Genomic DNA, 16992 nt, shown 5'->3' with positions numbered 1-16992 from the left:
TCTAAAAGGCGGTTTGCTCACCGTACACATAATCATGAAGGTAGGCAAATCGTTCTGTTAGCTTTCCATCGCTAGTGGTCATTTGAGCGCGTTCTAAAACTCCATTTTTATCTCCGTTAAAAAAAGCAGGTATCACATGCTTTTCAAACATTTCGCCGAATCCTTCACTGGCATCTTTAGGCAATTCACAGGGTAAATTATCTACCGCCATTACGGTAATGGATCCAGGAGTTTTGAAAGCGACCTCCTTTTCGCCTTGAGCGTCATAGCCATAAATAGGGTCTGCTATGGTACTAGGTCTTATGGTTGACGCAATAGGACCATCGATATCACAACTCACGTCTGCCACTAAGCTGATTTTAAAATCGGGTTGTTTGGCATCTTCTCGGGTAAAAAGATAAGGAGCTGCATTGCCATAAAAATGACCTGTAATTAACATGTCCGTTATTTTGGCGTATTTTGAAAAATCGCTTACCAGTAATTCTGGATTGTTGTAGCACTCTGTTTTAGTAGGTCGGTAACCATCTTTACGGGTGTAATAGTGATGTACATCTAGTACGGTAAAAGTGGTCTGTATATTTTTAAAATGACCTAACTGCAGGTATTCCTTAGGTTTCAGTTCTTTTATTTTCAGCTTTTCCAGCACCTCTCTTATACCGCCAGCAACTTTACCATTTCCTGTCATTAGGATATGAATAGCTGGTAATTTATTGTTAATGTGTTTCAATTCTGCTTTTAGAGCTGCGTAATCGGGCAAGTCTTCTACTTTAGGTAATTCAAATAAACCGTCTCGCAAACCCAATGCTCGGAAACCGTTATAAGCACCTACTATACCGGCATATCTTCCAAAACCAATCAGTCGCGCACCGTTCTTTTTTACGATGGTTTCATGATCATAAAGCTCAATTTTTTTATCCAAAACTGCTCTAAGCAGCTGGCTATTATAGGGTTGTTTTTTAATGGTATGGGAAAAGAAAAAGTATTTTTTATTGGGAATCAATGCTTTTATAGGCACTTCTTTTACGCCTATCATGACATCAGCATCGCTTACGTCATCCTTTACCACTATCGCATGAGATTGGTACTGGCCGTCTGGAAAGATTCTGATGGGTGAGGATTCTACTATGAATTCCGCTTTCGCGAAAGCGAGACCTAAACGGCTCAACTGCTCTGGAGTAAACACCACTCTCCTATCTGGCGGATTCTTCCTTTCTCTTATAATGGCAAACTTCATAGTTACTTTTTAAAGCAGCAATATAAGGAAATAGACCTTTAAAATAAATTCGTAGTTAATCAATAGTTAATCTAAGGTTTTATAATAGTAATACTATTACATTTGATGATAAATAATTCAGATGCGCACTTATTTCAAAGAATATAGTCAAATAGCCGTGGGTATTCTATTAGCAAGTGTAGGCTTAAAAGCCTTCTTGTTGCCTAATAATTTTCTAGATGGTGGTGTAACTGGAATTGCGATTTTGTTGAGTCAGCAAACCGGCTGGAATATTTCGATCTTACTGGTTCTTATAAGCATCCCATTTATTATAGTGGGAGTTTTTACAGTTTCCAAAAGAATAGTGATCAAATCAATTATTGCGATTACTTTGCTCGCACTCTCTATAAGTCTGGAAACCTTCAGCACGATTACCGAGGATAAATTATTGATCGCAATTTTTGGTGGTATATTTTTGGGTGCTGGGATAGGAATAACGATAAGAAACGGTGCTGTACTAGACGGCTCTGAATTATTAGGCCTTTTTGTTTTTAATAAATATGGTATTAGTATTGGTAAAACGATACTGATTTTTAACGTAATACTATTTGCTATTACGGCTTATGTCGTGTCTGTGGAAGTAGCGATGTATTCTATTCTTGCTTATCTAGTAACTGCCAAGGTGATTGATTTATTTATTCAAGGACTGGAAAACTTTATAGGTCTTACTATAGTTTCTCATAAATCTGAAGTTATTGAAGAGGCAATTGTGGAGCAGTTAGGTGTGGGAATGACTATTTATAAAGGCGCAAATGGTTATGGACGTAGTGGTAAAAGCAAAAAGGTACATATTATTCAAACGGTTATCAATCGCATCGATATCAATAAGACCTTAAAACTGGTGGAGGAATTGGATCCAAAAGCTTTCATTATTGAATTTGATGTCAATAAGGTACGTGGAGGCGTGTTAAAAAGATACCTCACTAGAGGCTCCAATACTTCTCTAACAAAAGCTATGGTTAAAAAAGCCCGTTCCTTATAACAATCAAGGGAGCTATTAATATCAATAAGGAGTAGCGAAATCTGTTTTAAAACTTTGTGCAAACAGCTTCACTTATTTCTGCTATTTTTAGAGTGAAGTCTCTCGATAATGCTCCTGCGTATGCAAATATAGAGGTTGTCGTTATACTACCTTAAAAACAAGATATTAGAGGCGCAGTAAGCTTGCAAAAATAATTTCTAGCTGATGCAACTATATAGGCAGTTATTTTATTAAGATCAAATTGTAAATGAAGTTCGTGTAAAATTTTAAAAAATTAAGATTTTATTTGCTACAACTTCATCACGCAGTAATTATATTGGCCGATTAGTTCATTTTGTTTCTTTAAATCTCCAACCTGTTGGTTCGAAAGTTAAAATATACCATCCTACTTTTATCCATTTGGAGTTTGATTCCTATCAAATCCTTAGGCCAAGCAGAGCGCAATAATTGGTATTTTGGAGCATTAGCTGGAGTTAGTTTTAATGGGGGTAGTTTAACTTCCTTAAACGATAACGGGATCCTACGCCCTATCGCTTTTGGACAAATTCAAGGTCCTGATAATATTGCGGTGGTCAATGATCCCGCTGGAAATTTATTATTCTACACCGAAGGAAGAGTCTTTAAAAATAGACTCCAACAAAATATGCCTAGTACTCCTACAGACGAGTATGCCTTTAGAGAATCACAACAAGTGGTCACCCGTAATCCTGGTAATCCCGATCAATATTACCTGTTTGTAATTATCCAAGATGGTTTAATGATGAGATTGAGCTACACCATAGTAGATATGTCTCTAGACAATGGATTAGGTGATATTTTATTAGAAAGCGCTCATACCATCGTGTTGAATAACGTGGGTCAACAAATGACTACCGCTCAACATGCTAATGGTAGAGATATATGGGTAATTTGTCAAGGCAATGGCACTTTTAATTCGTTTTTAGTTTCTCCTGGAGGAGTTTCCACTGTCGCCATTAGATCTCAAACAGGATTGAGCCCAGTAGATGGTAATTTTAACAATTTTGGCGCCATAGAAACTTCGCCTAACAATCAATTAATCGCTGGTATTTTTTCAGACCTAGGAAAGGTTTTGCTTTTTGAGTTCGATAATCTAACTGGACAGCTTAACTCCATTTACGAAGACGAGCCTGCTATTGCGTCACCCTTGCCATTTACAGGGGTTGAGTTTTCTATAAATAGTGAGGTGCTATATGTAACTCATAATACAGCAGGTATACGACAGTATGATTTGAGCGACTTAAGCCAAATACCCTCTTTTGTAAGTATAACTCCCCAAACCGGTGGTTTAGCATTTTCACATTTAAAACGAGGTCCTGACGGAAAAATATATGTAAGCAACAGAGGAACTTCCTTTTTAGGGGCTATAAATGACCCCAATACGTTAGGTATAGGGTGTGATTATCAAACCAATGTATTTAACTTCTCTTCAGGAGCTCACCTATTAGATTTACCTACCTTTTTATTACCAGACCGACCAGAAGGAATTTCTTTCCTTAATATCTGTTTGGGAGAAAGCACCCAATTGCGATTTGGTACCGATTTTTTTTCTACCAATTATGAATGGGATTTAGGTAATGGGACAACCATCATGGGCAGTGACACCATCAATTACACCTATCCTGTGCCAGGAAGGTATACGGTTACGGTACAAGGTAGGGATCAATTTGGTTCTCCTACTTTTTCTGATAGTAAAGAAGTGATCATATACGACTCACCTGTTATCGCTCCTATAGACGACATTTACAATTGTCTTGAAGACACCGCCTTCTTTTTTATTTTTATGGAAGATGAGATTTTAGGTGTTTTAGATCCTAACGTATTTCAGGTCAGTTATTATTTAAATGAGGAGGATGCATTAGTAAGAGACAACAACGTTATTGAATATACCCCTGGAATAGGCTCCCAAACGGTATGGGTACGCATTGATAACAAATTAAATTTTCAATGCTTTGACATCACTAGTTTTGATATCATAACGCCTGAATTTTTTACTATAGATATAGATACAGAGCAATTTCTTTGCGATAATTCTGACCTTAGCTTAAGGGCCCCTGACGGTTTTTTGAGTTATGAATGGAATACCGGCAGCACAGATCAAGAAATAATTATCAATGCCACTGGTGATTATAGGCTTACTGTAGTTAAGGATTTGGGTAATTTCACCTGTGAAGCTTTTATTGTGATTGATGTTTCATTAGCTTCTCTTCCAGTAATAGAAATGATAAACATCACAGACTGGTCAGCAAATTCCAACTCCATTGAAGTGATTATGGAAGAAGCTGGTGTGTATGAATACTCCCTAGACAACCGTATTTTTCAAAGTTCTAATATATTTTCGGACCTGCCTATAGACGATTATCAAGTTTTTGTAAAAGATGTAGAATGTGGAGAATTAGTCTTTAGTGAAGAATTATTTTTGCTCTATTACGACAAATTCTTCACCCCTAATAGCGATGGCTTTAACGATTACTGGCAAATTTTCAACTCCAAAAGAGAAACGGGTCTCCGTATACGTATATATGACCGCTATGGAAAGCTGATTGCCATCATTGATCCTCAGGGAATAGGATGGGACGGCACTTACAATGGTGTTGATGTACCTTCTTCTGATTATTGGTTTCGTGTGGAACGACCCAGTGGCAAAACATATAATGGTCATTTTACTTTAAAGAGATAAAATTCTTTTGGCATATTTTTTAGGTTGATTTCTATGGTAGATTGTTATATTTGCCGTCCATATTTTCCATATTTTCTATTTGGAATTTAGTTTTTTTTGACATGGTCAAGAATTACAACTGGGGTCGACTGGTTTTGACAGCGAGATCGAGTTAATTGTAAGCATGTAGAGCGCTGGGAAACAGCTCTTAAATCTCATTTTTCAACTTTTTTAAACGGCGAGAATAACTACGCCCTAGCTGCATAATCCGAATTACAGTAGGATAGTGCCTCGGTCTACTAGGTAGACAAGCAGGAAATCTCTCAGAAGCCTTGATTTACGGCGGCTGATTTTGAGATTTCGTAAATGTAAATCTATTCTCAACAGGGCTTTGATGTTGAGGAGAAACTCAATTGGAGACAAGCGTTGCTTTGGTAGTTTCTAACCGGTGTAACGACTGAAATCAAATGGAAACTAAACATGTAGAAGGCCGTTAAACCGCTCGTTTGGACGAGAGTTCGATTCTCTCCGACTCCACGATTAAATTAAACCTCTTTAAATCAATGATTTAAAGAGGTTTTCACTTTTCTATAAAATAATTAAAGAGTTGTCATTCATAGCGTTATATGTTCGAACTTTTACAATTACTCAATCAAAAGCTTTAGCCTTACTAATATTTTAAATAATGATGCTTATTAAATACATTAACGCTATATTTGTTGTAAGTAAGCAACAAAATGAACTCCAGAAAAACTATTCTTCTCCCTAAATATCAAAAGATGTTTGAACAAATAGGTGAGAATATTAAATTAGCAAGAAAACGTAGAAAGTTAACTACTGAGCAAGTTTCAGAGCGAGCTGGTATTCATAGAGCTACACTTTATCGTATAGAAAAAGGCGATCATGCCGTTTCAATAGGTTTATATTTTAACGTATTTAGAGTCCTTAACCTTCAAGATGACTTTCTAAAGCTTGCCAGCGAGGATGAATTTGGTAGAAAGCTACAAGACCTTGATTTATTATAGAAACTATGGGGAAAGGGAAATTTGATATTTACGTTTATGCAGATTGGATAGGTCTAGAATCTGTTGCATTGATAGGTATTCTGTCTGCTCATTTTGCCAAAGCTAAAAAGGCATTTAGTTTTGAGTATGACCGAGCGTGGCTTAAAAGTGAATCCCTACATCTACTTGATCCAGATATTGACTTTTTCTCTGGTGCGCAGTATCCATCAAACAAAGAGAATTTTGGGATCTTTCTAGACAGTATGCCCGACACTTGGGGAAAAACCTTAATGAAACGCAGAGCCGCTCAAGATGCAAGAACTAAAAACGAAAAAGCTCAAACACTCTATGAAATAGATTATTTATTAGGCGTTTATGATCAAAGCAGAATGGGAGCACTTCGTTTTAAAACTGATAGGAACGGACCTTTTCTCGATAATGATGAGCAATGTCCTACTCCACCATGGTCTTCTTTAGGTGATTTACAAGAGGCTGTTAATCAATTAGAGAATGATGAACATAACGAAACCATCAGAAAATGGATCGCAGTACTTATCGCTCCAGGTTCTTCATTAGGTGGAGCAAGGCCAAAAGCTAATATTCTAGATAGCAAAAAAAATCTATGGATTGCAAAATTTCCCTCCAAAACAGATACCATTGACAAAGCTGCGTGGGAATATCTAACATATCAACTAGCAACAAATGCTGGTATAAAGATGGCAGAATCTAAAATTGAAAGGGTCAGTGGCAATTATCATACATTTCTAACTCGTAGGTTTGATAGAGAAAATGGCAACAGGATTCATTTTGCATCTGCCATGACCATGACTGGTAATACAGAGGATAATACTAAAGGAACAACTCCTAGTTATTTAGAAATAGTTGAGTTTATTGAAAACTTCGGTATAAATATCGATATAAACCTACACCAGTTATGGCGTCGTATTATTTTTAATATCGCTATATCAAACACAGATGATCATTTACGCAATCATGGTTTCATTTTAACGGATAAAGGCTGGATCCTATCGCCAGCTTACGACTTAAATCCTTCCATTGAGAAGGATGGCTTATCCCTAAATATTGACATGAATGATAACGCGTTGGACTTTGAACTAGCAAAAAGTGTTGGTCCTTATTTCCGCTTACGCGAAAGCGAAATGGATACGATCATTAATGAAGTTTTACAAGCAGTTAAGAATTGGAAAATAATTGCTAAAAAAATAGGAATTAAAAATGCTGAGATAGAACTTATGTCTGGAGCATTTAGATTTTGAAAATCTTAAAATTTGATTTAGAGATAATTATCTCAATATCTTCACTCAAAAAGTTCGAACTCTTTCGCTCCGACTCCACTTTTAACCTCTTAATCATTTAATTAAGAGGTTTTTGTATTTTTAGTTGACAATCCCACTATCTAAAAATATGATGTTGAAGTTTTTTATTCCCTTTCTCTAGATGTGTCAAGATAAGTAATAAATCTGACCGTCATAAATGTTTTAACTCCCGATTCATTATGCTAACTGCCGAATCTTTTTACCTCTTTGCTAAAGAACTTTCTAAAAAGACCTGCGCTTGCTGCAGAATAAAATTGATAAGAATTTAAAGGAACATACATCTACTCGAATAAGAACTAAAAAGATTCAAAATAGAATTACAAAAACAGAGGTAGACGATATGTTGTGGAAACGAGTTTTTAATGTTGATACTAGTAGCACGAAATAAGGCAGCGTGAACGATTTAAATAACTGATTAACATATATACCCACTTCTACGTTATACTTCCACAGGCTTTTCTGTTTTTATTCAAACACAGCTATTTTACACCTATTCTTTCCTTTATGTAATACTTTAAAACCTGATTTTAAAATAACAGCTCCAATTGCGGAAACCCGTACACTTATAAGAATAGTTTGATGTTTATTTACACATTGATACAAACTAAATCAAGTAAGAACGTTAGGATAGGTGTGTGCAAGCAAGCAAAATGACCAACTAAATATGAGTGTTTATACTCATATAAAATAAAACCTTATCAATTAACTTTACCTTGATGCTAATTTGAGTAAATCCCTACAGATGAAAAAACTGCTTTGTTAGATTTTGATAAAAAAGATGAGTAGGTTTCCCATCAATATGGTGCTGATTAACCATAATTTAAAAAGAATGCACCCGGATAAAGAACATATAAACATAGGTTTATCCGGAGATTCTTAGTGGATATGTGTTAATTTAGTGCAGATATAAGAAGTTGTAGCTCATTAAAAAACTAATAGAAATATGATTAAACAATTACTGATAATTGGATTTATTTCAATCCTCACCTCTTGTTTCGCAGGAACAGAAAAAACAAAGGACATTGATCTAATTAATGAATACTACAAAGCTTATAATTCCAAAGATTACAACACAATAGAAAAATTGGTGACAGAGAACATAATAGTGATTGAAATGAATTATCAAGTTTTGGAGACAAAGACGGCATTTATTGATCTTGTTCAATGGGGAGAAGTCTTTAATTCAAATAATAAAATGGGTTCAATTAAAGAAGAAAATGGGGTTTATATAGTTGATGAAATCCAAGATAGTGAACGAATACAGTTTCTTTACGGACAATTACTTAAGGCGAAAACAACATTTACCGTTGACAATGGAAAGATTTCAAAGGTCAACACAGATTTAATAGATTTTGATCCTGATAAAATGAGCAAAGGCAGAAATGAACTCTTGACTTGGTTGAAAGCAAATCATCCAGATAAAGTATCTAACATAAACCAATTAAATAAACTTGGTGGTCAAACCTTTAAAGAAGCAATGACCTTGTTTGAAAATAAATAATAAAAACGAGCAACAACAATAGCTATAAGTAATGCGGGTTTTCTGCTAAACGAAAGGTCCGTACATATAATTAAGTCCGCCAATACTTTAATTTGGTATTTAAAGTGAATAAATTAAAAACAAAATATAAACTCTTGGCTAGGTGCAAATTTGAAAACTCCGCTTTTCAAATCCCAAACTACGCATAGCCTAGCGTTGTAAAACATTTGACGAAAATTGCAAGAAACTATCAAAAATAGAATTCCAATCCACATTGATTTAGCACCAAATCGAGATAAACTATATTCTGGAATTGGTTTAAAATCTAATGATGAAATTTTCATTTTTGTTTGCTTTAATGACGAAACCAACGAATTTGAGGGTTATGCAATAGTTAGGAATTACGAAATTGATAAATATCGTGAATGGGATGAAGAAGAATTGGGCGAAATAGAGAATGACAATTCTGACGATTTAATAAATGAATTGAGATTAGAAAAAATGAACAATATGCTTGAGTGTTTGTCAGAATTAAAAAGCGATAAGTTGATAGCGATATATACGGAATCCGACGACAAGTCCTATTATGTTGGTAAGATTGAGAATCTGACAGAAAAAAAAGTTGAACTAAAATTGCTTGATGAAGATGCTGAATGGATTGAAAATAAAATAATCAATATCAAAGAAATAACTTATATCGGATTTAGAAGTAATTACGAAAGAGAGTTAGCGGATAAAAACGTTTTACAATCGAGTAGACGGCTCTGACTAAAATAGCCAGAGTGCGCCTCTCACACCAACGTACATACGGGTCTCGTACCTGCCTGCCGGCAGGCAGGTACGGCGGTTCGTAATTCATCAAACCAAAGCTCTTTTCACCCTTGATACTATCCCCTAATTTAAGCATAGGCTACAACTTGTGCTCCTATGCGAATTTTGAAGAGAATTACGTTCCGTCCTTCCTCAATTGTGAGACCTGTAGGTTTTTCCTACCTCGTTTCCCTTAAGTAATATGACTTCTGCTGACTTCTCCATTATACCAACTCGTGGTTATCCCCTGCGCCTGCTGGCCCGTTCGCTAAAATGATTTACCAAATCATTTTTTGACGCTCCGTCCTCCAGGTAATGGCATCTTCTTTCACTCAATTCCTGCCGTATCTACACATACTCAATGGATGTAGCTTTTCGGGAATTTTTAGGAATTTATTTTTTCCTTTATCAAGGCAAAATTTTCAATCGTAGTGTAGCTACGGTTTAACATTTTAACGAAGAGAAAGGGGAAAAGAAAGATTAAAAAAACCTTAAAGCTATGTGCTTTGTGTATTGTTACCCTTTTGGTACTCTTAGGGCGTTACAATGATGTGCTTGCTTACCCAAGTAAATATGCCTCTGTATACGGTTTCTGCTTGGTTTATCCTGAGCGTAGCTGAAGGGTCAGTACCGAGTTTTGTAGTCTCGCTTTCTTCAGATGTAACCTCACGATTACCACCCTTGCGACTTACTAATGCTTCCAGACGTTACTCCAGCGCATCCACGAAGAAAGGGATAAAGGGTTCCCTTTCTGATGTCTTGCACCCTATAGATTAATAACTTACTTTACAGTAAGGTAAAGATGCCCATACTGGGCACACACATTCTGTATAGTGCATACCCTGCGGGATACGCACCATACAGTTGCCGTTGTGGCACATTAAAACAAAATCCGTAAATGACAGGAAAATTTAGGAAAGAAAAAATATCAATTCAAAACATTGGGAAACAAAGATTTTGTATTGGAATAATTTCAGGTCTGTTTTCTGCGATTATAATTTCGCTAACTTTCAATTACTTTAGGGAATTATTTCGATTTTTAACAACTTTATCTGCTGATTTACTCATTTTAGAGAAATCCGAATTACAGTTTTATAATTACTTCTTTTCATCACTTGCAACAGTTTTAGGTCTTTCAATTACTGTTTCAATTTGGATGACAAATAATAATCATAAAAGGAAAAAAGACAAAATTTACAAACAATTATCACGGACGAATATTCTCTTTACTTTTTGGCTTATTTTAATGATGATTGCTCGATTTGGTTCAGTTGTTCCTTTTGTTTTATATGGAATGCCTGGTTATGATAATCAATTAAATTTATTCGAAGATTATTGGCTTTTATTTGTTCTAATTCCAATAGTAGTTTTTGCTCAAAATTGGTTTATAGTTAGACTAATTTATCGTTCTACAAAATGGATATTCTTTTCATTCTTAATTTGTATTGCAATAACCTTTACATTAAAAACTACAACATCAATTAATCAAGAAATTTTAAATACAGCTTACTACAAAAAATTTGAATCGGATTATAATTATATTGACCAACAAGTAAATAAAGCCAAATCTGAATACGGAATTAAATATCAAGAAAACACAATAGCCACACTAAAAAAATGGAGTACTGAAAGCTCAACCGAACAAGTGATTAATTTAAAATCAACGTTTTCAAAAGACAATAAAGTATCTTTAGATACAATCATTCTTCAAAAAATTGTGATTAAGAACTTTAAAGAAAATGGCCGATATTTTAGAAGAAATTCTATTGATAATTGGCGATATGCTTTTCCAAAAGATATTTTAAGACAACTTGAACTTTATGATATTAACTCAAATGAATCAAAGGAACTTATAGAAATACTAAAGGAACAAATAGACCTAATTAACACACCAGAAATTGATTGGGAAGAATATGACAAACATACAGATACCGAAATAAGAAAAAGTTTTGGAATAAAATATAACGTTCCAAGACAAATAATTGAACAGTTACAAAAAGTACGAGATAGTATAATGAATGATACTAAATATAACGAAATTTCAAAAGATTTACCTGAATTAAAATATAGAGATGAATAACAATAACGTGCTACAATCGAGTAGACGGCTGACAGTGAAATAACTGCCAGTGCGCCTCTCACACCACCGTACATACGGGTCTCGTACCTGCCTGCCGGCAGGCAGGTACGGCGGTTCGTAATTCATCAAACCAAAGCTCTTTTCACCCTTGATACTATCCCCTAATTTAAGCATAGGCTACAACTTGTGCTCCTATGCGAATTTTGAAGAGAATTACGTTCCGTCCTTCCTCAATTGTGAGACCTGTAGGTTTTTCCTACCTCGTTTCCCTTAAGTAATATGACTTCTGCTGACTTCTCCATTATACCAACTCGTGGTTATCCCCTGCGCCTGCTGGCCCGTTCGCTAAAATGATTTACCAAATCATTTTTTGACGCTCCGTCCTCCAGGTAATGGCATCTTCTTTCACTCAATTCCTGCCGTATCTACACATACTCAATGGATGTAGCTTTTCGGGAATTTTTAGGAATTTATTTTTTCCTTTATCAAGGCAAAATTTTCAATCGTAGTGTAGCTACGGTTTAACATTTTAACGAAGAGAAAGGGGAAAAGAAAGATTAAAAAAACCTTAAAGCTATGTGCTTTGTGTATCGTTACCCTTTTGGTACTCTTAGGGCGTTACAATGATGTGCTTGCTTACCCAAGTAAATATGCCTCTGTATACGGTTTCTGCTTGGTTTATCCTGAGCGTAGCTGAAGGGTCAGTACCGAGTTTTGTAGTCTCGCTTTCTTCAGATGTAACCTCACGATTACCACCCTTGCGACTTACTAATGCTTCCAGATGTTACTCCAGCGCATCCACGAAGAAAGGGATAAAGGGTTCCCTTTCTGATGTCTTGCACCCTATAAATTAATAACTTACTTTACAGTAAGGTAAAGATGCCCATACTGGGCACACACACGGTGTATAATTAATTGCTTGGGTAAGTGCTTATCTGAAATATTCCTTCGGAATATCCTACAGTCCGTATTTGTTTACTAAATTAGTTGCTTATTCGCGCAACTAACCATACACATCACGTTAGCGGTAATTTTAAAAACAACAATAATCTTGATTAATGAAAGTATTTATATCACATAGTAGTACCGACAAGAAATTTGTGAGAATGTTAAAAGATGCTTTAGTAGAAAATAGTATTGAGATTTGGTTTGACGAAGACCAACTTGATTTAGGTGACAATTTAGTATCAAGATTAGATTACGCTCTGGATACGTCTTCACACCTTGTAATCATTTTATCACCGAGTTCAATAAAGTCCGATTGGGTCAAATTTGAACTTAAAAAGGCTCTTGGTAATACTCGTACAGGATTGATGCAAAAAATAATTCCAATCAAGTATCGAAACTGTGAAATTCCAGAAGAATTAAAGGATATTCTTTACGCTGATTTATCGAAAGAAGTTGTTTTACCAACAGATGACGGTAGAAAAATAAAATTTATCTCGGACGGTTTTGATGCAGTATTTCTAAAACTAGTTAGGGCAATTCAAAATAACGCTAAAGCTTTTAATGAAGTTGAAAAAGAAGAGATTATAAAATCAATTAAGTCATCACAACCAATCATTAAAGAGAATTCAGCTACCATTCATCGTGGAAATTATGAACTAATTGGGTTTAATTCAGCGGAATCAAAATTCAAATACCAAAAAATTATATTTGAACAAGATGACTCTATATCAAATATTGAAGAATTGCGACCATTTTTATTGCCTGCGAGTTTAAAACCGCTAATAAATTGCAAAAAAGGAAAAAGATTTGAAATTCGAACAGATTTGCCATTTTCAAGTTACGGTCATTTTGCTGGATTCAGAATTGACGACTTGAAAATTGCAATCGATAAGAAATCCCGCGATGAGATATTTTTAAATGCCGGAATTTTATACCAAGTTGAAATTGATTTGAAAGAAAATATAATCAGATTTGTAAATAATTTTGACTTTGACCCTAAAGACAAAATCCTAAAAGCTGGCGAAAATAATTATGCTCTAGCTGCATAAAAACTACCGCTAATCGAGTAGACGGCTCTGACTAAAATAGCCAGAGTGCGCCTCTCACACCACCGTACATACGGGTCTCGTACCTGCCTGCCGGCAGGCAGGTACGGCGGTTCGTAATTCATCACACCAAAGCTCTTTTCAGCCTTGATACTATCCCCTAATTTAAGCATAGGCTACAACTTGTGCTCCTATGCGAATTTTGAAGAGAATTACGTTCCGTCCTTCCTCAATTGTGAGACCTGTAGGTTTTTCCTACCTCGTTTCCCTTAAGTACTATGACTTCTGCTGACTTCTCCATTATACCAACTCGTGGTTATCCCCTGCGCCTGCTGGCCCGTTGGCTAAAATGATTTACCAAATCATTTTTTAACGCTCCGTCCTCCAGGTAATGGCATCTTCTTTCACTCAATTCCTGCCGTATCTACACATACTCAATGGATGTAGCTTTTCGGGAATTTTTAGGAATTTATTTTTTCCTTTATCAAGGCAAAATTTTCAATCGTAGTGTAGCTACGGTTTAACATTTTAACGAAGAGAAAGGGGAAAAGAAAGATTAAAAAAACCTTAAAGCTATGTGCTTTGTGTATTGTTACCCTTTTGGTACTCTTAGGGCGTTACAATGATGTGCTTGCTTACCCAAGTAAATATGCCTCTGTATACGGTTTCTGCTTGGTTTATCCTGAGCGTAGCCGAAGGGTCAGTACCGAGTTTTGTAGTCTCGCTTTCTTCAGATGTAACCTCACGATTACCACCCTTGCGACTTACTAATGCTTCCAAATGTTACTCCAGCGCATCCACGAAGAAAGGGATAAAGGGTTCCCTTTCTGATGTCTTGCACCCTATAAATTAATAACTTACTTTACTGTAAGGTAAAGATGCCCATACTGGGCACACACACCGTGTATAATTTATTGCTTTGGCAAGTGCTTATCTGGAAAATTCCGCTGGAATTTTCTCTAGTCCGTATTTGTTTACTAAATTAGTTGCTTAACCACGCAACTAACCATACACATCACGTTGTGGTGCATTTACCACTCACACTTTTGAATTGAATAAATGAAAAAATTAATATTGCGATTGACTCTACCTTTGACTTTAATTTCTTTCGGAATTATAACAAAATGGTCGTACGGAATAGCAATTGACGCAAAGGATGTTTTCTTTTATGGATTTCCGATGATTTATAAATGCGAAGGATTCCACACATCTTTGTCAACTCAATATTTTCTGACTGAAATGATAATTAATTTGTTGACTTATTTTGTGTTTTGGTTAATTATAACATTGTTTATAAACCGAATTTGGAAAATCAATATTCCGAAACGAATAGCCAAAATATTTTGGATAGGATTCGGAGTTTTATTTTTTGGATTTGTTTATCTGTCAAATGATTTGGATGACCGATATTTAATAAAACGTGAATTTGACGTTAAAATATTTGACAGCGGAATTACAATATTCGGAATCCACTCGACCGATAGAGAAAAATATCAAACTGAAATGAAAAACTGGGATGGAAAATAAAAACAACACCACAACACCATGTATAATTAATTGCTTTGGCAAGTGCTTATTTGGAAAATTCCTTCGGAATTTTCTCTGGCAAGTATTTGTTTACTAAATTAGTTGCTTAACCACGCAACTAACCATACACAACAACGTTAGCAACAAGCTGAAAACAAAAAAAGGAACTCAATTAAGAATTCCTTTTTAAATCTTCTACTTGATTACGTTCCAATAAAGGAAGAGGCTTTAACAAGTCTGTATGAAACAAATATACAAATAAATTTCCGATATTACACAATATATGAGAAATGAATTAAGAAATAAATATTTATCGAGACCACGACATAATAGATATCTGAATGCGACTGGCAATGACAAGAATCGAGCCAAAAGATTATATAATGCTAATATAAGATTAGCACAAGCCACACATCCTATCTTAACTCAATTTGAAGTTGTTTTGAGAAATAGTTTAAATATTCAACTTTCTAGCCATTATGTTGATACCGATTGGATTATTAATCAAAAACATGGTTTTATGAGAAACAACTCATTACGTCATTCAAACTTTTTCTTAAAACGTTCTGTTCAAAAGACAGAAGATAAATTGACAAGAAGAGGAATTCCTATTACAAGTGGAAAAATAATATCTGACCAAACTTTTGGTTTCTGGATAGCATTATTTCTTGGACACCACTATTCTCTTATTGCAGGTCAACCAATTCATATATTTGTGAATAAACCAACTACAGAAGATAGGGCAAGTATTTATTCTAAATTAGACGACATACGAAATTTTAGAAATAGAGTTAACCACTGCGAACCTCTATGTTTCAATGGAAATAATATTGATTGCAATGAAGTTCTAAACATAAGAACAAAACTATATCAGCTTATAGAATGGATAGAACCTGAAATAATTCCATTTTTTGAGAGTATTGATAATATTCAAAGTAAGGTAGATAACATAATGAGAATATAAAAAAGCCAATAACTTCTCAATTTGACTTACTAATTGAACAAGGAATAATTACGCTTGACCATTTAATTAAGCGAAACTCAAAAGGAAAGGTTGTTGAAAAAGGTCCATTATTTAAAATTAAGCCGAAAGGGATTGAATTACTGTTTCCGCCAAGTGAAAGTTACAATTTAATGACATAGTGGAATTGCCAACGCTTAAAGCCATACACATTTCCAGTCACGCCATCCACGCTTCACCAAAACTGTAAAAGAGTATGTCTTTGCCAACGCTAGCAAGTTTGTGGAACAAAGCCTGCCAGGTAATCGAGTAGACGGCTGACAGTGAAATAACTGCCAGTGCGCCTCTCACACCACCGTACATACGGGTCTCGTACCTGCCTGCCGGCAGGCAGGTACGGCGGTTCGTAATTCATCACACCAAAGCTCTTTTCACCCTTGATACTATCCCCTAATTTAAGCATAGGCTACAACTTGTGCTCCTATGCGAATTTTGAAGAGAATTACGTTCCGTCCTTCCCTACTGGTGAGACCTATGCCTATCTGATGGCAACTCGTTTCCTGTAGGTACTATGACTTCTGCTGACTTCTCCATTATACCAACTCGTGGTTATCCCCTGCGCCTGCTGGCCCGTTCGCTAAAATGATTTACCAAATCATTTTTTGACGCTCCGTCCTCCAGGTAATGGCATCTTCTTTCACTCAATTCCTGCCGTATCTACACATACTCAATGGATGTAGCTTTTCGGGAATTTTTAGGAATTTATTTTTTCCTTTATCAAGGCAAAATTTTCAATCGTAGTGTAGCTACGGTTTAACATTTTAACGAAGAGAAAGGGGAAAAGAAAGATTAAAAAAACCTTAAAGC

12 protein-coding genes and 1 other RNA gene are annotated in these 16992 nt (G+C 35.4%); 12 read left to right on the top strand and 1 reads right to left on the bottom strand.

Features of this window, described 5'->3' with window-relative positions; translation table 11 throughout:
- Position 1: 1 nt before the first annotated feature.
- A complete protein-coding gene (locus tag F0365_RS09165) occupies positions 2 to 1234 on the bottom strand; it encodes an NAD(P)-dependent oxidoreductase (RefSeq protein ID WP_169933417.1) in 1233 nt (410 codons plus the stop codon).
- A 121-nt stretch (positions 1235 to 1355) separates the two neighbouring features.
- On the opposite strand from F0365_RS09165, the gene F0365_RS09160 reads away from it, so the two are divergent.
- The 12 genes from F0365_RS09160 to F0365_RS09105 all read left to right on the top strand — a co-directional run bounded on the left by F0365_RS09160 (position 1356) and on the right by F0365_RS09105 (position 16307).
- Complete coding sequence (locus F0365_RS09160) at positions 1356 to 2255, top strand: YitT family protein (RefSeq protein WP_169933416.1); 900 nt, start codon at positions 1356 to 1358, stop codon at positions 2253 to 2255.
- Between the two features lie 406 nt (positions 2256 to 2661).
- Positions 2662 to 4953: a T9SS type B sorting domain-containing protein gene (locus F0365_RS09155; protein ID WP_206071268.1), complete on the top strand. Its 2292-nt coding sequence runs from the start codon at positions 2662 to 2664 to the stop codon at positions 4951 to 4953.
- Positions 4954 to 5073: 120 nt separating this feature from the next.
- Positions 5074 to 5472: a transfer-messenger RNA gene (gene ssrA / locus F0365_RS09150) on the top strand.
- Positions 5473 to 5669: 197 nt separating this feature from the next.
- Positions 5670 to 5957, top strand: coding sequence for a helix-turn-helix transcriptional regulator (locus F0365_RS09145; RefSeq protein ID WP_169933227.1), 288 nt, complete (start codon positions 5670 to 5672; stop codon positions 5955 to 5957).
- Positions 5958 to 5962: 5 nt separating this feature from the next.
- Positions 5963 to 7213 (top strand): type II toxin-antitoxin system HipA family toxin, encoded by a 1251-nt coding sequence (locus F0365_RS09140; protein ID WP_169933226.1) that lies wholly within the window; start codon positions 5963 to 5965, stop codon positions 7211 to 7213.
- A 1003-nt stretch (positions 7214 to 8216) separates the two neighbouring features.
- Complete coding sequence (locus tag F0365_RS09135) at positions 8217 to 8774, top strand: hypothetical protein (RefSeq protein ID WP_169933414.1); 558 nt, start codon at positions 8217 to 8219, stop codon at positions 8772 to 8774.
- Positions 8775 to 8990: 216 nt separating this feature from the next.
- Positions 8991 to 9521, top strand: a complete 531-nt coding sequence (locus F0365_RS09130; RefSeq protein WP_169933413.1) for a hypothetical protein — start codon at positions 8991 to 8993, stop codon at positions 9519 to 9521.
- Positions 9522 to 10461: 940 nt separating this feature from the next.
- Positions 10462 to 11643 carry a hypothetical protein gene (locus F0365_RS09125; RefSeq protein ID WP_169933412.1) on the top strand — a complete coding sequence of 394 codons (1182 nt, stop codon included), beginning with the start codon at positions 10462 to 10464 and terminating at the stop codon, positions 11641 to 11643.
- 1058 nt (positions 11644 to 12701) lie between these two features.
- Positions 12702 to 13640 (top strand): toll/interleukin-1 receptor domain-containing protein, encoded by a 939-nt coding sequence (locus tag F0365_RS09120; RefSeq protein WP_169933411.1) that lies wholly within the window; start codon positions 12702 to 12704, stop codon positions 13638 to 13640.
- Between the two features lie 1056 nt (positions 13641 to 14696).
- Positions 14697 to 15164, top strand: coding sequence for a hypothetical protein (locus tag F0365_RS09115; RefSeq protein ID WP_169933410.1), 468 nt, complete (start codon positions 14697 to 14699; stop codon positions 15162 to 15164).
- A gap of 283 nt (positions 15165 to 15447) precedes the next feature.
- A complete protein-coding gene (locus tag F0365_RS09110) occupies positions 15448 to 16128 on the top strand; it encodes a hypothetical protein (protein ID WP_169933409.1) in 681 nt (226 codons plus the stop codon).
- A complete protein-coding gene (locus F0365_RS09105; RefSeq protein ID WP_317169846.1) occupies positions 16125 to 16307 on the top strand; it encodes an MvaI/BcnI family restriction endonuclease in 183 nt (60 codons plus the stop codon). The genes F0365_RS09110 and F0365_RS09105 overlap by 4 nt, the downstream gene beginning before the upstream one ends.
- Positions 16308 to 16992: the final 685 nt, after the last annotated feature.

The sequence above is a fragment of the Nonlabens sp. Ci31 genome (genome assembly GCF_012974865.1).
Taxonomy (GTDB): Bacteria; Bacteroidota; Bacteroidia; order Flavobacteriales; family Flavobacteriaceae; genus Nonlabens.
Note: the sequence above shows the minus strand (reverse complement) of the source record. Positions and strands in the feature narration are given on the sequence as shown.